The 20845-nt window shown below is 41.9% G+C and carries 20 protein-coding genes and 2 riboswitches; of the genes, 6 read left to right on the top strand and 14 right to left on the bottom strand.

The window, feature by feature from the left end; genetic code table 11:
• Positions 1–776 precede the first annotated feature (776 nt).
• Positions 777–2240, top strand: a complete 1464-nt coding sequence (locus EDD71_RS06645; RefSeq protein ID WP_133627968.1) for an aminotransferase class I/II-fold pyridoxal phosphate-dependent enzyme — start codon at positions 777–779, stop codon at positions 2238–2240.
• A 27-nt stretch (positions 2241–2267) separates the two neighbouring features.
• On the opposite strand, the gene EDD71_RS06650 is transcribed toward EDD71_RS06645, so the two are convergent.
• The 5 genes from EDD71_RS06650 to EDD71_RS06670 form a co-directional block, all read right to left on the bottom strand.
• On the bottom strand, positions 2268–3104 hold the full coding sequence (locus EDD71_RS06650; RefSeq protein WP_133627969.1) for a hypothetical protein: 837 nt from the start codon (positions 3102–3104) through the stop codon (positions 2268–2270).
• Between the two features lie 20 nt (positions 3105–3124).
• Positions 3125–3532 carry a hypothetical protein gene (locus EDD71_RS06655; RefSeq protein ID WP_133627970.1) on the bottom strand — a complete coding sequence of 136 codons (408 nt, stop codon included), beginning with the start codon at positions 3530–3532 and terminating at the stop codon, positions 3125–3127.
• Positions 3533–3675: 143 nt separating this feature from the next.
• Positions 3676–3981, bottom strand: coding sequence for a hypothetical protein (locus EDD71_RS06660; protein ID WP_133627971.1), 306 nt, complete (start codon positions 3979–3981; stop codon positions 3676–3678).
• A 133-nt stretch (positions 3982–4114) separates the two neighbouring features.
• Positions 4115–5014 (bottom strand): phosphate butyryltransferase, encoded by a 900-nt coding sequence (locus tag EDD71_RS06665; RefSeq protein WP_133628060.1) that lies wholly within the window; start codon positions 5012–5014, stop codon positions 4115–4117.
• 125 nt (positions 5015–5139) lie between these two features.
• Positions 5140–5526, bottom strand: a complete 387-nt coding sequence (locus EDD71_RS06670) for a hypothetical protein (protein WP_133627972.1) — start codon at positions 5524–5526, stop codon at positions 5140–5142.
• Between the two features lie 231 nt (positions 5527–5757).
• On the opposite strand from EDD71_RS06670, the gene EDD71_RS06675 reads away from it, so the two are divergent.
• Positions 5758–5943, top strand: a complete 186-nt coding sequence (locus EDD71_RS06675) for an FmdB family zinc ribbon protein (protein WP_133627973.1) — start codon at positions 5758–5760, stop codon at positions 5941–5943.
• 64 nt (positions 5944–6007) lie between these two features.
• Here the strand turns inward: EDD71_RS06675 and EDD71_RS06680 are convergent, their stop codons facing one another.
• A complete protein-coding gene (locus EDD71_RS06680; RefSeq protein ID WP_133627974.1) occupies positions 6008–8359 on the bottom strand; it encodes an immune inhibitor A domain-containing protein in 2352 nt (783 codons plus the stop codon).
• Between the two features lie 265 nt (positions 8360–8624).
• On the opposite strand from EDD71_RS06680, the gene EDD71_RS06685 reads away from it, so the two are divergent.
• A complete protein-coding gene (locus tag EDD71_RS06685; protein ID WP_133627975.1) occupies positions 8625–8765 on the top strand; it encodes a 50S ribosomal protein L40e in 141 nt (46 codons plus the stop codon).
• A gap of 66 nt (positions 8766–8831) precedes the next feature.
• Here the strand turns inward: EDD71_RS06685 and pflA are convergent, their stop codons facing one another.
• The 6 genes from pflA to EDD71_RS06715 all read right to left on the bottom strand — a co-directional run bounded on the left by pflA (position 8832) and on the right by EDD71_RS06715 (position 15685).
• The gene (pflA, locus tag EDD71_RS06690; RefSeq protein WP_133627976.1) at positions 8832–9614 is read right to left on the bottom strand and encodes a pyruvate formate-lyase-activating protein; all 783 of its coding nucleotides are present in this window, start codon (positions 9612–9614) and stop codon (positions 8832–8834) included.
• 4 nt (positions 9615–9618) lie between these two features.
• On the bottom strand, positions 9619–11844 hold the full coding sequence (gene pflB / locus EDD71_RS06695; RefSeq protein WP_133627977.1) for a formate C-acetyltransferase: 2226 nt from the start codon (positions 11842–11844) through the stop codon (positions 9619–9621).
• A 321-nt stretch (positions 11845–12165) separates the two neighbouring features.
• Complete coding sequence (locus EDD71_RS06700) at positions 12166–13182, bottom strand: alpha-hydroxy-acid oxidizing protein (RefSeq protein WP_133627978.1); 1017 nt, start codon at positions 13180–13182, stop codon at positions 12166–12168.
• Positions 13183–13273: 91 nt separating this feature from the next.
• The gene (gene yfcE / locus EDD71_RS06705) at positions 13274–13822 is read right to left on the bottom strand and encodes a phosphodiesterase (protein ID WP_133627979.1); all 549 of its coding nucleotides are present in this window, start codon (positions 13820–13822) and stop codon (positions 13274–13276) included.
• Complete coding sequence (locus EDD71_RS06710) at positions 13819–14340, bottom strand: GNAT family N-acetyltransferase (protein WP_133627980.1); 522 nt, start codon at positions 14338–14340, stop codon at positions 13819–13821. Before EDD71_RS06710 ends, yfcE begins: the two co-directional genes overlap by 4 nt.
• 127 nt (positions 14341–14467) lie before the next feature.
• Entirely contained in the window at positions 14468–15685 is a 1218-nt protein-coding gene (locus EDD71_RS06715) for a M20 family metallopeptidase (protein WP_133627981.1), read from the bottom strand.
• 124 nt (positions 15686–15809) lie between these two features.
• Positions 15810–15914, bottom strand: a riboswitch (SAM riboswitch).
• Between the two features lie 180 nt (positions 15915–16094).
• A riboswitch (SAM riboswitch) is annotated at positions 16095–16199 on the top strand.
• Between the two features lie 168 nt (positions 16200–16367).
• Here EDD71_RS06715 and EDD71_RS06720 point away from each other — a divergent pair.
• Genes EDD71_RS06720 through EDD71_RS06730 form a run of 3 tightly spaced genes read left to right on the top strand, consistent with a single transcriptional unit; the run spans position 16368 to position 18915 of the window.
• Positions 16368–17447, top strand: coding sequence for a methionine ABC transporter ATP-binding protein (locus EDD71_RS06720; RefSeq protein WP_133627982.1), 1080 nt, complete (start codon positions 16368–16370; stop codon positions 17445–17447).
• Positions 17395–18075 carry a methionine ABC transporter permease gene (locus EDD71_RS06725; protein ID WP_133627983.1) on the top strand — a complete coding sequence of 227 codons (681 nt, stop codon included), beginning with the start codon at positions 17395–17397 and terminating at the stop codon, positions 18073–18075. The genes EDD71_RS06720 and EDD71_RS06725 overlap by 53 nt, the downstream gene beginning before the upstream one ends.
• Before the next feature lie 12 nt (positions 18076–18087).
• A complete protein-coding gene (locus EDD71_RS06730) occupies positions 18088–18915 on the top strand; it encodes a MetQ/NlpA family ABC transporter substrate-binding protein (protein ID WP_133627984.1) in 828 nt (275 codons plus the stop codon).
• A 40-nt stretch (positions 18916–18955) separates the two neighbouring features.
• On the opposite strand, the gene EDD71_RS06735 is transcribed toward EDD71_RS06730, so the two are convergent.
• A complete protein-coding gene (locus tag EDD71_RS06735; protein WP_133627985.1) occupies positions 18956–19954 on the bottom strand; it encodes a M42 family metallopeptidase in 999 nt (332 codons plus the stop codon).
• Between the two features lie 137 nt (positions 19955–20091).
• Complete coding sequence (locus EDD71_RS06740) at positions 20092–20535, bottom strand: 2-thiouracil desulfurase family protein (RefSeq protein ID WP_133627986.1); 444 nt, start codon at positions 20533–20535, stop codon at positions 20092–20094.
• Between the last annotated feature and the right edge of the window lie 310 nt (positions 20536–20845).

Below are 20845 nucleotides of genomic sequence, written 5' to 3' on the forward strand. Positions count from 1 at the left end.
TATGTTAATATGGAACTGGCGTTATGATGGCAAACGGTGTTCGCCACTACATTTATGTTTATGTTAATATGGAACTGGCGTTATGGTGGCGAACGGTGTTCGCCACTGCGATTATGTTTATGTTAATATGGAACTGGCGTTATGGTGGCGAACAGTGTTCGCCACTACATTTATGTTTATGTTAATATGGAACTGGCGTTATGGTGGCGAACGATGTTCGCCACTGCGATTATGTTTATGTTAATATGGAACTGGCGTTATGGTGGCGAACGGTGTTCGCCACTACATTTATGTTTATGTTAATATGGAACTGGCGTTATGGTGGCGAACGATGTTCGCCACTACGGTAATGCTTTGTTAGATGGGAAAGCTGCATAAAAAAAAGGTATTCGTAAAAACCCTTTTAAATCCTTCAGATACTTCGTCCCTAAAGCTGTTAAATTCACAGCTCAATCTATTTATAACTTCCAGTAAAGTATCAAATTGCTTATTTTCCAAAGTATCACCTCTTAATCATATTTTATATAGTTGATATAAACGTCGTCCTTTCGTCAAGGCTGTTTACTGTCATTATATATAATATCTATTTATATAAATGTGGTTAAAATATTATTATCAAAAGCTTTTGTACTCAAGCAAAAAATTTTTATTTTTTCATCCCATCCAATTGCATTTTAAATACTATTGCTCTATAATTAATTTGTTTGTAAAAATGCATATAAACCTTGAAACATCAAGGGCTTGATAGATATATAAGAAAGAGGGTGCCAGGTAAATTGTATAAGATGGATCAAACTAAAACGCCTATTTTCGACGCACTTATGGAGTATTATAACAGAGAAACGATTCCCTTTCATGTCCCAGGACACAAGAAGGGATGTGGAATGGATGACAAGTTTAAGAATTTCGTTGGCTGCAACATTTTATCCATAGACGTTACTGTTTTTAAGCTTGTTGACAGCCTTCATCACCCAACGGGCCCTATAAAGGAAGCGATGAAGCTTGCGGCGGATGCCTATGGCTCCGATATGGCATTTATTTCAATACACGGAACCTCCGGCGCCATACAGGCGATGATTTTAAGCGTAGTTGGGGAAGGGGATAAGATAATAATCCCAAGAAACGTTCACAAGTCCGTTACTGCAGGCATAATTCTAAGCGGTGCAATACCCGTTTATATGCAGCCTGAGATAGATAAAAACATTGGAATAGCCCATGGGGTAACCCCCGAAACCGTTGAGGAAACTTTAAGGGCCAATCCCGATGCAAAGGCGGTTTTAATCATCAACCCAACCTATTACGGGGTGGCGACGGATATCAAAAGGATAGCGGATATTGTTCACAGCTACAACATCCCTCTTATCGTTGATGAGGCACACGGGCCACACCTTGGTTTTAACGATAAACTCCCGATTTCTGCAATGCAGGCAGGAGCTGATATGTGTGCCCAGAGCACCCACAAGATAATAGGATCCATGACGCAGAGCTCCTTCCTTCAGGTTAGAAAGGAAAGGATTGATATAAACAGGGTTCAGCAGGTTATGAACCTTCTTCAGACAACAAGCCCATCATACCCTCTTATGGCATCCCTTGACGTTGCAAGGATGCAGATAGCTACAAAGGGCAGGGAGCTTTTGGATAGGGCCATTGAGCTTGCCCAGTATGCACGGGCTGAGATAAACAAAATTCCAGGCCTTTACTGCTTCGGTGAAGAGATCCTTGGAAAGCCGGGGGCATATGCCTTTGACCCTACAAAAATTACGGTAACGGCAAGGGGCCTCGGCCTTACGGGATATGAGCTTGATCAGATGCTTGCAAACGAATACCATATACAGATGGAGCTTTCAGATCTATACAACATCCTTGCCGTAGGCTCATTCGGCGATACGAAGGAAAAGATGGACAGCTTCATAAATGCCCTCGGGGAAATAAGTTCAAAATACTATGGAACAAGGCCCGTTAAGGGAGAGGTTTTGGACGTTCCTGGAATCCCTGAGAGGGCCCTTACACCAAGGCAGGCCTTTAACGGAAAAAAGAAGAGCATCCCTCTTTCCGAGAGCATTGGGAAAATATCTGCAGAGTTTCTTCTGGCATATCCTCCCGGAATTCCAATTGTCTGCCCCGGTGAGGTTATAAACAGCGAGGTAATAGAGTACGTAAAGGCCCTTAAGGAGGCAAACCTCTACGTTCAGGGTACTGAGGATCCGGATGTTGAATATATTAAGGTTGTTGAAGTATAAAAGCCCCGCCGCAGAGCCGGCAGGGCTTTATGCCCTTACCATGCTTATTTTATGGTTTATGTTTTCCCTGTCCATTTCCCTTAAAAACCTCATGTATTCCTCTTCACTCATATCAATAACCTTTGAATAAACGTTTATTACCCTCTTTAAATAGTTGATTCCATATTCAAGCTTTGTAAGGCCCTCAACAACGTCCCTTCCCATGAACCTGTATTTGAACTTCTTCTTTCTCCTTGCCGCTTCCCTTTTTATTTCATCGTAATAGTTTATACCCTTTGCTATGAGCTTGACGCGCTGAAAATTCTTTAACAGGGCCCTTCTGTAGTATATGGCTATTTCATCCATAATGGACTTGTTGAAAACCACGCTGTCATTTTCAAAGCTTTTAACCCTGTCAACAAGCTCCTTAAGTACCCTGTTGTTTTCCCTTTTAAGACCCGGAAGCTTTGACAATATACTTTCCACAACATCCGTTCCCTTAACATTCTCATTTTTAAGTATCTCAAGTCCCCTTTTCATCTGGGCAAAGTCCCTCTCCTCCTTCTGAATTTCCTTCTCGGGAGTTATCGCCCTTGGAATGCTTCCGGCATAGGTTTCGTCGAAGAAAACCTCCATGTTGTATGCAAGGGCTGCAAGTTCCTTTATTATCCTTCCATCGGTAACGGCTTTTCCATCTTCGGTTATGAAAACCACACCTAATATTCCCTTTCTTATGGTTCCAAGGAAGACCCTGTTATAAACTATCTCCCTGTATTTTTTCCCCTCAAACTCTATTGGATAGGAGACCCTTCCTATTTCCCCCTTCTTCATGTACCTCTCGGCAGCTTCCTTATAAATTCCCTCCGCCTTCATGAAAACAAGCATGTTTAACCCTCCTGTGTGCCTTATCTGGCCTTTTCACTTATGGATTTGTAAGCCATCTTTGCTAAATAAATGATGATTTTTATGGCTAAATATATTCCAAAGGCTTCAATAAATCCCCAAAGCCCTGCAACGATATCGCTAAACTCCATATTCCCTCTACCGGTTATCTTTTGTTCTATTTCAAGGGCAAATACGAATACTATTAAAACGGTAAAGGTGTAAATAAATGATATTATCGATATGCTGTATTTAGCCAGCGCCTTAAAGGTTACGTCCGTAAAGAAATATAATACAATTCCTATAAGTCCTACAATTATAAAGTGGAGCTGCTTGTCATTGAAGTTGTAGCCCAGCTGATTTGACATGGCCAAAAGAAGGTCATGTATATCGTTTGTAAAGTTTGATAAAAGTTTTATGATTTGTGCCATTTTCCCCTCCTTCCTGCTGTAATATTATATTATCATATAAAAGGTCGGGCAACAAACTTGTAACGATCATTGACTGCTTAAAAATAAGCCCTCATCGGGGCCTTTAATTTTAGCACTTAAAGCCTTTAGGGCTCTTTAAATCGTTAGCCCTCATCATCTTTGGTGCTTTCGAACCATGTCAAAAGTGCAAGATGGAATATTACGACTACAAGGAAAAGGAATATTCCGTTTCCTATCTCCGGTACTAAAAGTTTAACTGCTCCAACGGATATGGATATTATTCCTGCGATAATAAGATTGGTTCCAACGGCCTCAGCTCCCTCTGGCGTCAATATTCTATTTCTTTCCCTGTCGGAATAAACTGCTATCCTTCTGTTAAAGGCTGTTAAGAAGCCTGTAATGCAGAATAAAACACCTGTAACTATGCAAAACCAGGACAATATTATCAATTTTACTCCCCCCGTTTAATGATTTATATATACTATGTTTTTAAAAAATAATGTGTTACCGGAGGAAGGCCTTTGATAATGCTTGTCCTAATTGTCATGGATTGCAAATAATTATGAACCGTCCCTGTTTTGATTATTGTTTGATTATTGAGGCAAGGGCTATTGAATAAAGCTTGGATTCGTGACTGTCGGCCCTTGAAACAAGGACAATCGGGCATTTTGCTCCCATTACAACCCCCGCCGACTTTGCCCCTCCAAAGTAGGTTAAGGATTTTCCAAGTATATTACCCGCCTCTATGTTTGGAACCAGAAGTATGTCCGCATCACCTGCAGCGGGGCTTTTAATTCCCTTGTGCTCTGCCGCAGCCCTTGATATGGCATTATCAAGGGCAAGGGGGCCATCTATTATGCAGTCCTTTATCTGTCCCCTCTGGCTCATCTTTGACAGGGCTGCAGCATCAAGGGTTGACTGCATACTTGGGTTTACTGCCTCAACGGCACAGAGGGCTGCAACCTTAATGGGATTTACACCAAGGGCCTTTGCAACCTTAACTGCGTTTTTAACTATTTGAACCTTTTGATTTAGGTCGGGATACGTAACCATTCCCCCGTCCGTCATGAATAAAAGCTTATGGTAGGATGGTATGCTGTAGACCATAACATGGCTCAAAAGTTCCCCGCTCCTTAGGCCTGTTTCCCTGTCAAGGGCTGCCCTAAGAAGATCGGATGTAGCCACAAGGCCCTTCATGAGAATATCTGCCTGCCCACTTGATACGATTTGAACAGCCCTTACTGCAGATTCCCTTACGTCCTTTGAATCTACGATTTCATAGTTTGCAGGGTCTATATGCTTTTCCTCTGCGATCTCCCTTATCCTATTCCTGTTGCCAACGAGAACTGCCTCTATTATACCGAGTTTTCTTGCAGCATCAACGGCAAGAAGAACATCTTCATCCTCTGCAGCCGCAACAGAAAGCTTCATCCTTTCCTTCTTTTTTGCAATCTCTAAAAGCTCATGGAAGTTTCTAACCAAAGGCATCACGCTCCTTTTAGTTCTACAAGTATATTTTAACAGACATGCTTCATATTTGAAATATTGCCATAAAAATCACCGGGGAGCTCTAAACATCATCATATTTTAGATCCCCCCTGATTCTCCTATGATACGAAGGCCCCTGTCCCACCAACTGCCGGAGAGATTGAAGGCTGCACTAATCCCGTTGCCCTTCTTGTAACAGATTCCCTTAAAAGTGCAGCGGTGAGTGTCAAAGCTGCTATTAAAGTTATTAAGGACCCTATGATCTTCATTCTGTTTGCCGCTGTTGTAACTCCAGGAGCTATCTGTTGCTCCCGGGCCTCCCTGAATGACGCATAGATAAAAAGACCGATTGCAATGAGCTTCAAATAGGCACCGAAAATTAAAATCTGGTCGTCTCTTGTTGTGACGTCTATAAAGGTACCTGAAAGCAAAAGATATTGTCCAATCCTTACCGCAGTCCTGGTTTGCTCACTAACGGGTGGAACTCTAGTTAAAAGATTATTCATATAAGTTCTCACCTCCCCTTAATATATAATATTAAGATACAGGAAAGGTGGTTTCTAATATCATCCGTTGTTCTACTCTACTCTGAAAAATATTTTCATTCATATTGGTGAACAATTATACATCTGCGGCGCTGGAGATTCACCATTTGCTGACTGTTTTCCGCCCTTATTATTGCATGTTTTAATTAATTGTTTTATAATATACCCGTGTGAGGTATAGGAGGTGAGCTTATGCCATTGTTTAACTACGAATGCGAAAACTGCGGCAAAAAGTTTGAGGAGTTTGTTATGTCCTCAAGTGAGAAGGTTTCTTGCCCTAATTGCAAAAGCGAAAAGGTGAAAAAGCAGCTTCCTACAAGGCTATGCTCCGCCGGAAGCGACGAGGGGGCCAACGCTGGAGGAAGAGGCTGTGGATGAGGAATATAGGGGGCAGCAGTTGCTGCTAAAGAATTTGCAGGCACTTATGTGCCTGCAAATTTCATTACTTCTTAATTATTATTGAAGCTGAGCTGTTATCAGAAGCTTGATGGGCTATCTCAATAGTTAAACCATACTTTGGAATGTTACGCCCAAGCTCCGGTATTTCAGGGTTTGAATAATCACGCCTGTCATCAAATTTAGATTCTGTGAATCGGTAGGTATCCACTGCTGTTCTTCCATAAGTTTCAGTAAGGTCTACATTCACTTCAGCTTCCTTATCCTTGCTGAAGGCAGCGTCATGCATCTGATACTTTCCACTTGTAAGGGCAGGTTTTAGTTTTGGATCCGTCCACTGCCATAATACGCTGTGCTGGTCTGCGTCAACTATTCCAAGGTATCCATCTCCAGGATGATATCCTGTCCAGTTATCTGTATAATATTCATCCACATACCAAAGGACCATACCTGGATCGTATGAAAATACCTGTCCAAGTGTTGATATGTGTGCAAGGCCAGTGTCTACTCCGTGGTGGTTTCTCCACTCAACAAGGTAGTAGTGTGGTGCATAAACTGTTCCTGTACTTTTTTCGAAACCATTAAATGTGAACTTTGGTGCCTCTTCTGCATCATCTGAAAGAACAACGCTCCCCTCAGATACAACCTGAATGTCATCTACATAGAAGCCTGCTCCAAAGGAATAGGAGTCGGTAGCATATTCAAACTTAAGCTCTATATTCTTTCCAGCAAAGGCTGAAAGGTCGAATATACCATCTACCCAGCCATTTGATGCTCCTGTTATACCGTGTGGTACAACAACATCTCTTCCCTCTACACCTTCAGTTGTTGTTATATTTCCCTGAATATATGTCCATTCATTTGTTCCAACCTCTCTTGCTTGGACTGATGCAAAGTCCCATCCCTCTTCGATATCATACCAGGTCTTGAACTTGAGAGTTGCTGATGCCTTGCCCGTCAAATCAACGCTGGCAGTCATATTTGTTAATATTGGTGTCCCATCGCTTCCCTTTCCACCCCAGTAAGCGTATTTTCCGCTTGCAGGAACGGTTATTTTGTGAGCCTTATCGGGAAGGCTTATCCTTACAACCTGTCCCTCCTCATCTGCTTGTCTGAGGGTTATCCTTGCTCCAGCACTTGTTAGTTTGTCGTAATCGATGTTTACAGCCTTCTGCCAGTTGCCTCCATAAACCGCCTGGAAGAACTGCTTTGCATATGGACTGAAGCCGGAAGGCTCTGTTCCAGGTATCTTTCCTGCCCAGCTTCCGGAGGACATAATTGACCAGTATGATATGGGCTCTCCAGCGGCTGAGCTGTAGATCGTGTCATACTCATCCGGAAGGCCAAGGTTGTGGCCAAATTCATGGGCAAATACACCTGACGCTCCATCCTCAGGCTCTATTGTATATGCGTATGCAGCAAGTTTGCCTCCCCAATATGATACTTCAGTGCTGGTATTTGGAATGGGGTATACTCCACCCAGATTCCAACTGTGGGACCATATTGCATTGCTTCCAAGGCTTCCACCGCCTGCTTCCTCTCCAACGCCTGCATGTATAACCATGAGATAGTCGATTATTCCATCGGGCTCGTTTAGGTTTCCATCGTTGTCCAGGTCATATATGTCTTCCTTGTCAAAGTCGTTAAGGTTTATGCTCGGGTCCTTTGCCGCAAGCTGAAGGGCCTGTGCAACTGCCGTTCTAGGCCTTGCATCGTTACCGCTGTCTCCAACGTTGCCTCCATAATATGCAGCGCTTTGAGGCAATGTGTACCATCCGGCAACCTTGCCTTCAACTACGAGGCTTCCACCGGACTGTTCCCTATAGTATTGCTTCATTGATATCAGCTTCTCGCCGTTTGGACCTGTATAACCATCATCCCCAAATATCATGTCCTGGAAATGTTCATGGCTGTAGTCTTTGTAGTACATATCCGTTTCATTTGCCTGAATGCTGTTGTGCTTATAGTCGCTGTATTCAACGAGGAGCACTAAAATATTAACCTTCTTTGGATTTAAATCGGGCTTGCTCTTTTCAAAGACATACTTTTGAACTCTTTGACTTTGTTTTGCCTTAAGATTCCTTTCCATCTTTAAAGGCTTCTGCTTTTGATTTCCTTTGGAGCGCTCCTGCATATACTTTATGTATGCTTTATGGGCTTCTTCATATGCAGCATCCTTTGGGATCTTTCCTTCTATCTTTAGCATTTCGATTATCTTTTCTTCATTTGCAATGGAAAGGTCTACAGGCCCTCCGTTTTTATAGAATTGGTTTTCAGCGTATGAAGGGGCATTTTGGCCTTCTTCGGCATATGCTGAAGGGCCCTTTGCTGCAAAGGTGCTGGTGCTTCCTAGAAGTAAAAGCAGTGATGTCACGCCAGCCAGAATTTTTTTGTTCATCTTCATTCCTTCCTTTCATTTTAGGATTTTAAAGCACTGATTTTTATTGTGCTTTAATGCTTTAGTATAAATATATATTCATTATATTTTACTAAATTCCTTCCTTTTATGGTAATTTTTTAAATTAAAGGGACGGTTCATAAATTTTTTTAATTATAAAAAGTTAATAACCGTCCCTTATAATTGAAAATAATTATCATTTCCTCTTGAAAACTCTTTGACGCTATCATATAATGTTTTTATAAACGATGCAGGAGGTGAACTTATGTCACAATCCAAGTATGTATGTCCAAGATGTGGAAGAACATTCGATGAACCTAAAGAATCCTGCCCTCACTGCTCAGGTGAAGAAAACAGGCCAAAGGCTCGGGAAAAGGGCTGTGGATGTGGCTGTGGCTGCCATTAATACAGCAAATATGCTGTATACATATAAAAAGGAAGCATCCTGTGTAGTACACAGGATGCTTCCTTTTTATATGGCCTTTGAACTGTCTGATGTATCCTTCGCAAATTTAAAACGGGATTGGGTTTCCTCTCTTCTATGCAGCACCTTGTTTAATATCTCATACAGGTATTCAAGCCTTTCCCTGCTTAAGGGCTCCACTCCCTCAAGCCTGTACTTTATATTTAGCTTTTCATACTTGTTCACACCATGGGTGTGGTATGGTAAAAGTTCCACCTTTTCTACGTTTGGTATTGTGTTTATATATTCGGCAAGTCTTCTTATATGCTCTTCTCCATCTGTTATACCAGGAACCACAACATGCCTTATCCAGAGTTTGGTGTTGTTTCTCTTAAGGGCCTCAAGAAACTCCAAAAATCCGTGCCTTCCCTGTCCTGTAAGCTTTTTGTGCTCGTCTTCATCTATATGCTTTATATCGAGGAGAACAAGGTCTGTATATTTCAATATTTCATCATACTCCCCGAGGCCGTATCCTGAAGTATCAAGGGTTGTATGAATTCCCTCCTCCCTGCACATCCTGAAAAACTCCGCAACGAATTCCGGCTGGAGGAGAGGGTCTCCCCCGGAGAGGGTTACCCCACCTCCGGAGTTTTTAAAATAAGGCATATATCTTTTAACTTTTTTTAAAAGCTCCCCTGTTGTTATCTCATAACCGCCATCCAAATTCCAGGTATCGGGATTGTGGCAGTAGGCACATCTCAGCTTACAACCCTGCATAAAAACCACAACTCTGACTCCAGGTCCATCGACAAGTCCCATGGTTTCTATGGAGTGAATCCTTGCCTTTTCCATAATATTACATCCTTTCGTGGAAGGTTCTCTTTATAACCTCAAGCTGCTGAGCTCTTGTAAGTCTGTTGAAGTTTACAGCGTATCCTGAAACTCTTATTGTAAGTGTTGGATATTTTTCAGGATGTTCCATAGCATCCTCAAGGGTTTCCCTGTTAAGAACGTTTACGTTTAGGTGGTGTGCACCCTGGGCAAAGTATCCGTCCATTATTCCAACGAGGTTTTTCTTTCTTTCTTCCATGTCCTTACCAAGTGAATCAGGAACAATTGAGAATGTGTTTGAAACTCCGTCCTGACAGCTTGTGTATGGTATCTTGGCAACTGAGTTAAGTGAAGCAAGTGCACCGCTTGAATCCCTTCCGTGCATTGGGTTTGCTCCTGGTGCAAATGGCTCTCCTGCCTTTCTTCCATCAGGTGTTGAACCTGTCTTCTTTCCGTAAACAACGTTTGAAGTAATTGTTAGTATTGAAAGTGTGTGTATAGCGTTTCTGTAGGTCTGGTGCTTTCTAAGTTCAGTTATGAACTTGTTAACGAGTTTTACAGCTATTTCGTCAACCCTGTCGTCGTCGTTTCCGTATTTCGGGAAGTCTCCTTCAACTTCAAAGTCAACTGTTATTCCGTTTTCTCTTATTGGCTTAACCTTTGCGTATTTAATAGCACTAAGTGAGTCAACAGCAACTGAAAGTCCTGCTATGCCAAAGGCCATAAGCCTTTCAACGTTGGTGTCATGGAGTGCCATCTGTGATGACTCATAAGCATACTTGTCATGCATGTAGTGAATTACATTCATTGTGTTTACATAGAGGCCAGCAAGCCATTCCATAACCTTTTCATAGTTTGCAAGCACCTTATCATAGTCAAGTACTTCGTCTTCTATCCTTTCAACAACGTCTGTTACCTTAATTCCAAGCTTTTCGTCCACTCCACCGTTTATAGCGTAGAGAAGTGCCTTTGCAAGGTTAGCTCTTGCTCCGAAGAACTGCATCTGCTTGCCTATCTTCATAGCTGATACGCAGCATGCTATACCGTAGTCATCTCCGTAGATCGGTCTCATAACGTCGTCGTTTTCGTACTGAACTGAGTCTGTCTTTATTGATATTTCAGCACAGAACTTCTTGAAGTTTTCTGGAAGGTTCTGTGACCAGAGAACTGTCATATTTGGTTCCGGTGCTGGTCCAAGGTTTATAAGTGTGTGGAGGAATCTGAAGCTGTTCTTTGTTACAAGGGTTCTTCCGTCAAGGCCCATACCTCCGATTGATTCAGTTACCCAGGTTGGGTCCCCTGCAAAGAGCTCGTTGTATTCTGGAGTTCTAAGATGTCTCATAAGTCTAAGCTTTATAACGAACTGGTCTATAAGTTCCTGAGCCTCTGCTTCTGTTATAACGCCGTTTTTGAGGTCCCTTTCAATGTAGATGTCAAGGAATGTTGATACCCTTCCAAGTGACATGGCTGCACCGTTTTGCTGCTTAACTGCTGCAAGGTATGCAAAGTATACAAACTGAACTGCTTCCTTAGCGTCCTTTGCCGGCTTTGATACGTCAAATCCATAGGATGCTGCCATTTCCTTTATTTCGTTAAGAGCGTTTATTTGCTCTGTTAATTCTTCTCTAAGCCTTATAACTTCCTCTGTCATAGCTCCGTCAAGGGCCTTCTTGTCAGCCTTTTTCTTTTCTATAAGGAAGTCTGCACCGTAGAGGGCAAGCCTTCTGTAGTCGCCTATTATTCTTCCTCTTCCGTATGCATCTGGAAGTCCTGTTATAATACCAACCTTTCTTGCTGTTCTCATTTCATCGGTGTAAGCGTCAAATACTCCCTGGTTGTGTGTCTTTCTGTACTTTGTAAAGATCTCAACTATTTCGTCGCTTACTTTATATCCATAGGCTTCTGCAGCCTGAACTGCCATTCTTATTCCGCCCCATGGATTTACTATTCTCTTTAGTGGAGCGTCTGTCTGCCATCCAACTATTACTTCGTTTTCCTTGTCCATGTATCCTGGCTTATATGCTGTTATACCTGAAACTGTTTCTGTATCGATATCTATTACACCCTTTTTAAGCTCTTCCCTTAAAAGTTCCTCTGACTGAGCCCATATCTTCCTGGTTCTTTCTGTTGGTCCTTCAAGGAATGAAGAATCTCCTTCGTATGGTGTATAGTTTTTCTGAATAAAGTCCCTCACGTCAATTTCTTCTGTCCAATTTCCTTCTTTAAAACCATTCCATTGTTCAAATTTCATTTATATACCTCCCTACCTCTTAAGGATATGTAACTTTCCTTACACTTCTATTATAATAGTTTTATTTATCTGTATCAATATATGTTAAACATTTTATTTACTTATTTTTTATATACTGTCTTAATGCTGTTATATTAATTTTATTTTCCTGTGTTATACTCTGTTTTTCATAATATTTTATAGGAATTCATGTTTATTTATTATCAAATAAGAATATTTTTCCATGACTCCTCAAAAGGAAAAAGGGGGACAGTTCACAATTTTTCCCTTTCATGTTGATTAAAAAATAATCCCCGGATGGCAACCACCCGGGGGTTATGGTTAATATCTTATCACACCTTTTCCAACGCTCTTTACGTCCCTGCACCCTGTGAGTATCATTGCAGACTTAAGTTCATTTGCTATCTTATCAACGTATGTCCTAACGCCTTCATCGCCGCCTCCGAAGGATGCCGTTACAAATGGCCTTCCTATTAGAACAGCGTCTGCTCCAAGGGCCAGCATCTTAAGAACATCAACACCGCTTCTAACACCGCCGTCGGCAAGTATTGTAATCTTACCCTTAACGGCAGCGGCAATCTCGGGAAGAACCTCTGCAACTCCCGGTGTCTGATCAAGAACCCTTCCTCCATGGTTTGATACAACTATGGCCGCTGCTCCTGTTTCAACTGCAAGGAGGGCATCCTCCACAGTCATTATTCCCTTGAGTATGAAGGGGAGGTTTGTGCTTTCAACAAGCTCCCTTATTTCCTCAACTGTTTTCGGCCCAACGGGCTTTCCATGGAGTGCAAGTGTTATAAGACCTGCAGCGTCTATATCCATTCCAACTGCAAAAACCCCTGCTTCCTCAGCCATTTTTATCTTCCTTATGGCTTCTTCATTCTTCCATGGCTTTATAAATGCAATTCCTTCCCCGCCTGCTTTTTTCAGCTCCTCAAGGTTGGTTGGAAGAAATGCATCAACTGCAGTATCTCCAACCATTGGGTAAATACCTGAGTCAAGGCATCCTTTAATTACCCATGATATATATTCCCTTTCAGTAAACTTCCCTCCCATATTAAGGGTTGTCCCTGAAACCGGCGCCGCAAAAACAGGTATTCTAAGCTTCTTTCCAAAGAGTTCGATTGTCATATCCGGGTCCTTTGCGTCGTGGATCGTCCTCATGTTGAGCTTAACCCTTTCGAGGGCTTCATAGTTTGCTGTAAAGGACTTTCCTGTGCCAGTTCCTCCCATACCCGGAACCTCTCCCGCACATACCTTTCCGTTGCACGCAGGGCATACCCTGCAGCTTCCCTGAAGGTTTTCCCTTGCTGTTTTTAATAGTACATTATAATCCATAAAGATCCCCCCACCTTTTTTATTCATAGAAAATTATATATCAAAGGATGAAATTGTCTATAATATTCTGTTAAAATGTAAAATTTAATCCTTAAAGGTATCTTTTTTCTATTATAGCACCATTTTCTACGTTTATAAATTTAACTTCACCGTTTTCAAAGAGGGCCACCGATGGAAGGCCGTCCCCCTTGGGAACTGAAACGCTTCCGGGGTTTATAAAAAGCGTATCTAAAAAGGCTTCACACCTTCTTATGTGGGTATGGCCCGTTATAACCATATCTGCCCTGTAAACCCTTGCTATATCCCTTAAAGCGTCGTCATCAACATTATGGCCATGGGTTACTATAAATCTTATGTTATCCCTTTCATAAACTATGTACTCCGATATGATGGGAAGGTTCAGGACCATGAGGTCAACGTCCGCATCGCAGTTTCCCCTTGCAATAAGCATTGGAATTTCATTTCTTTTTATCTCCTCCACAAGCCTTGGAGGGTTATAACCTTCAAGAATCGGATTTCTCGGCCCGTGATACAAAACATCCCCTGCACAGAGAATCATATCACAGCCCTCAAAGTATTTCAGGGCCTTTTTAAACTGCCCAGGATATCCATGAATGTCGCTTATAATCCCAATCTTCATATATTCATTCCTCCCTTTGTTTTGCTCATTACATAAACGTTTTTATATTTTCCTTCTTTAAACGTCCTGTCCTTTAATAATCCTTCAACTTCAAACCCCAGTGATTTATAAAGGTTTATTGCAGGCCCATTATCCTCCTCAACATGTAAATATACAAGATGCATGTTCATGCTGTTGAATATAAAATCAAGGGCCGTCTCTACAGCATCCCTTCCATAGCCCTTTCCCCTCTGATTTTTGTCATATATAGCTATTCCAATTTCGCAGTTTCTATATTCCCATCTTATTTTATCGATTATAAAAAGTCCGATTGGCCTATGCTCAGGGCTGTCGATTATGAATACCTTCTTGTACCTGTCCTCATCAGCCTCAAGCACAAAGGAATCTGCATATCTTTTTGAAATTGGGTATATTATATCGAGGTGCTCGGTGCATTTCCTGTCATTTAGCCAGGCGGATATTATCCTTGCATCCTCCAGCTCCACCGCCCTTAAAAAGACTTTTTTACCGCAAAGCATAAAAACACTCCCTTCATTTCTATTATAATACGAATCTGGAGCATCTCAACCAGGAATGGAAAAAACGGGGACGGTTCTCAATTGTTTTTTATTTTAAACAATTAAGAACCGTCCCCTGTTTCCTATTCTATCTTCCCGGGTTTTTAATTTTTTCAAATTCCTCCTTAATCTCCCTGAGCTTTTCCACATCCGTTAGAAGGGTAAGGCCTGTAAGGGCAAGGGCCTTAGAGGATAATATCAGGGCTTCATCGGCCTCCTTTGACCTTGCAGCCTGGCAGAACTCTACTGTGTGTCCCACAAGGGTGCTTGGGCCTATTTTAATATGGGGGTGGATGGTTGGCACAACCTGGCTTATGTTTCCTGCATCGGTTGAGCCTATACCCTTTTTATCATTTGGGAAGTCAATGGTTGATCCTAATAACTCGATGTTTTCTTTAAAAATCTCATCGAATTTCCTTACTGGAAGTAAATTGTCCACCTGGTTCTGGAAGGCGATTATGTTTACCTTTGCCCCTGTGGCAAGTGCTGCACCCTGGGCAATGTTTTTAACCCTGTTTGTTACCTCATTCAATTTTTCTCTGGTTGCGGCACGGATGAAAAATCTTGCCTTTGCATACTCAGGAACGATGTTTGGTGCATCTCCGCCGTGGGTTATGATTCCGTGTATACGCACATCGGGTGTTACATGCTGCCTCAGGGCATTAATGCCGTTAAAAAGCTGTATAACAGCATCAAGGGCATTTATTCCCTCTTCAGGACATGCCGATGCATGGGCAGGCTTTCCTATAAATTCAAAATCCAGAGGGTCAACTGCCAGGGAGTTTCCCGTTAAAGTGCTTTCGTTTGATGGATGTACCATCATGCATGCATCTATTCCCTCAAGAAGGTTGTGCCTGACAAAGCTTGCCTTGGCGCTGCCGTTTGGGCCTCCTTCCTCTGCAGGCGTTCCTAAAACAACAACCTCCCCGCCGGTTTCCTCTAAAATGCGGCTGAGTGCAATCGCAGCTGCTGTGCTTGCAGCGCCTATTATGTTGTGTCCACAGGCATGTCCAAGTCCCGGAAGGGCGTCATACTCAGCCAGAAACCCTATTGTTGGACCTCCCTTTGAAGTTGACTTTTTACGGGCTATAAAGGCAGTGGCATGTCCAGCGACACCGCCTTCAACCTGAAAACCCTCCCTTTCAAGGGTCTCCTTAAGCAGATTGGAGGCAAAGACCTCCTCGTTTCCAATCTCTGGATTATCATGTATGCTGTGGCTTATGTCTATATACTTTTCCCTGTTATTATCTATCTCGAATATTATTCTTTCTCTTAAATCCTCTATATTCGACACAAAAGCGCCCATTTTAATCCTCCTTTGATATTGGATAGAAAATCACGATTTAAATTCCCGGCCGGTAATTGGAATTTAAATAATAAAAACCTCTTCTTACATGATAAGAAGAGGTTGACATCCTATGATGCATCTCTTCTTATCTCCCAAGAAAACTCCTGCAGGATTTGGCACAGTATTCTAAAAAGAACCCGCTGCCGAGGCTTCATAGGGCCAGTCCCTCCACCTCTCTTGATAAGAAGGTTTATTCCTTTGTTTAAAATTGATGATACAGTTTTATTAAAACGTTGTCAATAAAAATTTTAAAAATTTAATGCTGCCCTTGGTTTAAAAATTTTTATTTTTCTGTTGACAACCTAAAAACAAGCCTTTATAATAACAACTAAACCAGCAAGTTCGCTGGCAGAAAAGTGAATACATATCCTTATCAAGAGAAACCGAGGGACTGGCCCTATGACGTTTCAGCAACCAGCATGTATCATGCCAGGTGCTAATTCCAGCAGAACGTAGTTCTGGGAGATGAGGAAGGTAACTTAAAAAAATACCCTTCCAGGGGTTTTTTTATGCTCAAATCCTCTTCGCCCGGGCGAAGAGGATTTTTTATTCCCCAATATCCTGAAAAATAGCGCGCGCATTTTTATAAAAATAATATGCCCTTGCTGAATGAGGGGTAGCACTGAAAGGAGGAAATGGATTGATTTTATTACAGGATGTTAAAAAGTCCTATTTTAGTAAAAATAATACTGTACACGCATTGAAGAAAGTAAATCTACATATAAGGCGTGGTGAAATATTTGGAATAATTGGCTACAGCGGTGCAGGCAAAAGCACCCTTATTCGATGCATCAACCTGCTCGAAAGGCCTACTTCAGGCAAGGTTTTTGTTAACGGTATAGAGTTAACATCCCTCTCTGAAAAAGAACTTAGAAAAAGCAGGGAAAAAATAGGTATGATATTTCAGCACTTTAATTTGATGAACAGCAGAAACGTTTTTAAGAACGTAGCCTATCCTCTAAGGGGAAAGGGCCTATCAAAGGATGAGATAAGGGATAGGGTTTTCAGTCTTTTAGAGCTGGTTGGTCTAAAGGACAAGGCATATTCCTATCCTTCCCAGCTAAGCGGAGGGCAAAAGCAAAGGGTTGCCATAGCAAGGGCACTTGCAAACGATCCTGAGGTGCTGCTGTGCGATGAGGCTACATCTGCACTGGACCCTCAGACAACCCAGTCCATACTGAGGCTTTTAAAGGACATAAATGAAAAGCTCAACCTGACAATAGTTTTAATAAGCCACCAGATGGAGGTTGTTAAGGAAATTTGTAATAGAATAGCCGTGATGGAAAATGGAGAGATAGTAGAAGAGGGTAACATTGTAGATATATTTTCAAACCCGAAGGCAAACATCACCAGGGAGTTCATAGCCAGCGCCATGCACTACGACAAAATATATGAAATCCTTGATAGGGACCCATTCATCAGGGATTTATCAAAGGATGACGTTGTTGCAAAGATATCCTTTGTAGGACAAAATACCGGACAGGCATTTATATCAAAAATATCCATTGAATACAGGATACATGCAAGTATACTCTTTGGAAACGTTGAGAGCATCCAGGGAGTACCCGTTGGAAATCTTATAGTACACTTTACCGGTGAAAACGAAAAAATCCAAAGGGCCATAAAATATTTAGAGGACAGCGGTATAAAGGTGGAGGTGATCAAAAGTGATGGAGTTATTGAATTCTCTGATGCCAAACGTAATAGAGCTATTTCCTGATATGGTAAAGTCCCTTAAGGAAACTCTCATTATGGTTTCGGTGTCGGGACTTGTATCTGCAGCGCTTGGGATACCCATTGGGGTAACTCTGGTTGTTACAAGGGAAGGCGGCATATTGGAAAATAAAGTTGTATACACAGCAGTAGGAAAAGTAATAAACATCTTCAGGTCGATACCCTTTGTAATACTGTTGACAGCCATTATACCTATTACGAGGTTTCTGGTTGGTACTACCATTGGAATAAAGGGAGCCATGGTGCCATTAATATTTGGCTCCACCCCGGCAGTATCAAGACAGATTGAATCGGCACTTTTAAAGGTAGACCCGGGTGTTATTGAGGCTGCAAAATCTATGGGATCAAGCCCCCTTGAGATAATTTTCAGGGTTATTCTCATTGAAGGCCTTCCAGGCATCGTCTATGCCCTTACAATAACAACCGTAAGCTTAATAGGCTTCACCGCAGTTGCAGGCACAGTCGGAGGCGGTGGATTGGGCGACTTTGCCATCCGATATGGCTACCAGTACTTCAAAACCGATGTAATGATTGTAACTATTATAATACTTCTTTTGCTTGTAAACTTTGTACAAACCGTTGGTGAATTATTGCTAAAAAAATTAAACCACTAGGGAGGAACTAAAATGAAAAGATTTGTATCAATATTTTTAACACTAGTTTTAATGCTTGGAACCCTTGCAGGATGTACTTCTTCAAAGCCTGCCGCTTCATCACAGGGAGAAAAGAAGGTAATTAAATTAGGTATTACGGGAAACGACCCTAAGATATGGAATGAATTGAAAAAGAAGCTTGCAAAGGAAAACATAGATCTTCAAATAGTTTCATTCAATGATTATATACGTCCAAACATGGCCCTTGCCGAGGGTGAAATAGACGCAAACGCCTTCCAGACGATAGCTTATTTCAATAAGTTTAAGGAAGACCACAACCTCGACCTTACATCCCTTGGCTACACTGTTTTAGCTCCCATGGGGATGTACTCAAAAAAGATAAAAAGCCTCTCGGAGCTTAAGGATGGCGGTAAAATAGCTATACCAAACGACGCAACCAACGGCGGAAGGGCTCTTCTCCTTCTCCAGGATGCAGGGCTTATAAAGCTTAGGGATGGATCCGGCATTACTCCAACTGTAAAGGATATAGTAAGCAATCCCAAGAACCTTCAAATCGTGGAGCTTGTTGCAACTCAGATTCCCCGCTCCATAGATGACGTTGATGCTGCAGCTATAAACAATGGAGTTGCTGTAGATGCAGGATATAATCCAATAAAGGATTCCATCTATCTGGAGGATACTAAAAAGGAGAGCACAAAGAATTACTTCAACATCATTGCCGTTAGAACAAAGGATAAGGATAACCCAACCCTTAAGAGGTTAATAGAGGTATATCAGACGGATGAAACGAAAAAGCTTATAGAAGAAATCTATAAAGGTGCTGTAATACCTGCATTTTAAGGTTTAGCACCCCGGATATATCCGGGGTGCTGCTTATCAATCATTCAAAGTCAAATACTCTGTTTACGAACTTGCTGAGAAGCTCAACTGAAGCGTTTACATCATCCATGCTTACAACACAGTTTGGGCCGTGGACATACCTTGTTGCAACCGATATTCCAGCTGCCCTAACCCCAAAGTTTGACCTGTTTATGGCGCCTGCGTCAGTCCCTCCGGCGTAGATAACATCCCTCTGATACTTGATTTCGTTTTCTTCACAGCACTTTATCATTTCTTCAACAAGATACTCATCGCATATAACCGAAGCATCCGAAATCTTTACTGCAGTTCCTCCTCCAAGGGTGTTGCTTCCTTCGCCTGAATTTGGGAAGTCGTGTGCAACGGTAACATCAACTGCAATTCCAATGTCGGGGCTAATTCTGTTTGCTGCAACAGCAGCTCCCCTTAATCCCACTTCCTCTTGAACTGTGAATACGAAGTAAATGTCATTGTACGGATTTTCAATCTTTTTTAAAGCTTCAATCATGATGTAGCACCCTATTCTATCGTCTATTGCCTTTGATGTTATGTTGTTGTCCTTAAGTTCAACATAGTCACCTACGTATGCCGCCACATCGCCAACCTTTACATGCTTCACCGCCTCATCCTTTGACTTGGCGCCTATATCTATGTAGAGCTTTGTAATATCCGTCTTGACATCCTCAATCTTTGAAGTGCTTGAAATTATGCCAACTGTTCCATTTCTAAATTTCACTCTGCTCATTGGCGCTGCCTGAACCGGAATTCCTCCAAGGCCCCTGACCTTTAAAAGCCCCTTATCCTCGATCTTTATAACCTGAAAGCCTATCTCATCCATATGGGCTGCTGCCATTATCTTCTTTTTGTTTTCTCCTGTTCCCTTCTTATAAACGATGAGGTTTCCAAGGGCATCAACGGTTATCTCATCTGCATAGGGCTTTACCTCCTCACGTATGATCTCCCTGACTTCCTTCTCGTATCCACTTACTCCGAAGGCCTGTGTAATCCTTTCAAGTAACATATTTACTCCCCTTTCATTTTAAGATAATTTCAAAAAAAGAATTAGCAAAGTACTTGTCCGTCAAACAGCTGCGTATTAAATAAATAATATCACTATATTGTGCTGTTGTAAACGCTTAAATGTTGCGTTTCAATTCATCAAATCTCCTCCTCGGTTATGACCTTGATGCCATTTTTCAAAAACAATTCAGCTGTTACTCCGTTTCCTTTCTTCAGGCTTCCGCTAAAGGTTCCATCATATACTTTTCCGCAGCCGCAGGATGGGCTTTTAGATTTCAATATTGCAATTTTGCAACCGGCAGCCTTTGCTATTTTGAGGCTTTCCTCCGCCCCCTTTATAAAATGCTTCGTTACATCCTCCCCATCCTTATTTATAACCCTGGCCTTTCCCTTTAACACATCCGCTGCACTTCCGCCTGAAATTTCCGCAGGAACCCTTGGAGTTGGAAGGCCGCCCAGCTGTTCAGGACAAATAAGTACTGCCTTTCCCTCCCTAACAAGTTTATCGATTTTCTCGTTGTAATTGTTCCCTCCGTTATATTTGCAGTTAACCCCGCATAAACACGCACTTACTATATACATTAAAATCATCTCCCAACTTATATTATATGGTTATGTGCTTTAAAATACACCAGTGGGGACGGTTAAGAACATTTAATTCTCAAATAAAGAACCCATCCCAATTTCTGAAGGATACTGCAAACAATTGAGAACTGTCCCCCCTTTTTCCCGGTTTGCAAAAAACTCTTAACTGTCCCCTGTTTCCCAATGGGGACGGTTAATAACATTTAGCACTTCGTAAAAATTGTCTACACTGAGTGGCTAAGGGGGATGGTTAAAAGTTATTAACCGCCCCCCTTTTACACAAAATTGTCGAACCATTTCATTATAT

It is taken from the genome of Fonticella tunisiensis, assembly GCF_004364155.1.
Classification (GTDB): domain Bacteria; phylum Bacillota; class Clostridia; order Clostridiales; family Caloramatoraceae; genus Fonticella; species Fonticella tunisiensis.

Excerpts from the sequence above, each read along its gene's own strand:
- EDD71_RS06650 (WP_133627969.1), bottom strand. The coding sequence starts at position 3,104 with ATGCTTGTTTTCATGAAGGCGGAGGGAATTTATAAGGAAGCTGCCGAG.
- EDD71_RS06655 (WP_133627970.1), bottom strand. The coding sequence starts at position 3,532 with ATGGCACAAATCATAAAACTTTTATCAAACTTTACAAACGATATACAT.
- EDD71_RS06670 (WP_133627972.1), bottom strand. The coding sequence starts at position 5,526 with ATGAATAATCTTTTAACTAGAGTTCCACCCGTTAGTGAGCAAACCAGG.
- EDD71_RS06675 (WP_133627973.1), top strand. The coding sequence starts at position 5,758 with ATGCCATTGTTTAACTACGAATGCGAAAACTGCGGCAAAAAGTTTGAG.
- EDD71_RS06680 (WP_133627974.1), bottom strand. The coding sequence starts at position 8,359 with ATGAACAAAAAAATTCTGGCTGGCGTGACATCACTGCTTTTACTTCTA.
- EDD71_RS06685 (WP_133627975.1), top strand. The coding sequence starts at position 8,625 with ATGTCACAATCCAAGTATGTATGTCCAAGATGTGGAAGAACATTCGAT.
- pflA (WP_133627976.1), bottom strand. The coding sequence starts at position 9,614 with ATGGAAAAGGCAAGGATTCACTCCATAGAAACCATGGGACTTGTCGAT.
- pflB (WP_133627977.1), bottom strand. The coding sequence starts at position 11,844 with ATGAAATTTGAACAATGGAATGGTTTTAAAGAAGGAAATTGGACAGAA.
- EDD71_RS06700 (WP_133627978.1), bottom strand. The coding sequence starts at position 13,182 with ATGGATTATAATGTACTATTAAAAACAGCAAGGGAAAACCTTCAGGGA.
- yfcE (WP_133627979.1), bottom strand. The coding sequence starts at position 13,822 with ATGAAGATTGGGATTATAAGCGACATTCATGGATATCCTGGGCAGTTT.
- EDD71_RS06710 (WP_133627980.1), bottom strand. The coding sequence starts at position 14,340 with ATGCTTTGCGGTAAAAAAGTCTTTTTAAGGGCGGTGGAGCTGGAGGAT.
- EDD71_RS06715 (WP_133627981.1), bottom strand. The coding sequence starts at position 15,685 with ATGGGCGCTTTTGTGTCGAATATAGAGGATTTAAGAGAAAGAATAATA.
- EDD71_RS06730 (WP_133627984.1), top strand. The coding sequence starts at position 18,088 with ATGAAAAGATTTGTATCAATATTTTTAACACTAGTTTTAATGCTTGGA.
- EDD71_RS06735 (WP_133627985.1), bottom strand. The coding sequence starts at position 19,954 with ATGTTACTTGAAAGGATTACACAGGCCTTCGGAGTAAGTGGATACGAG.
- EDD71_RS06740 (WP_133627986.1), bottom strand. The coding sequence starts at position 20,535 with ATGTATATAGTAAGTGCGTGTTTATGCGGGGTTAACTGCAAATATAAC.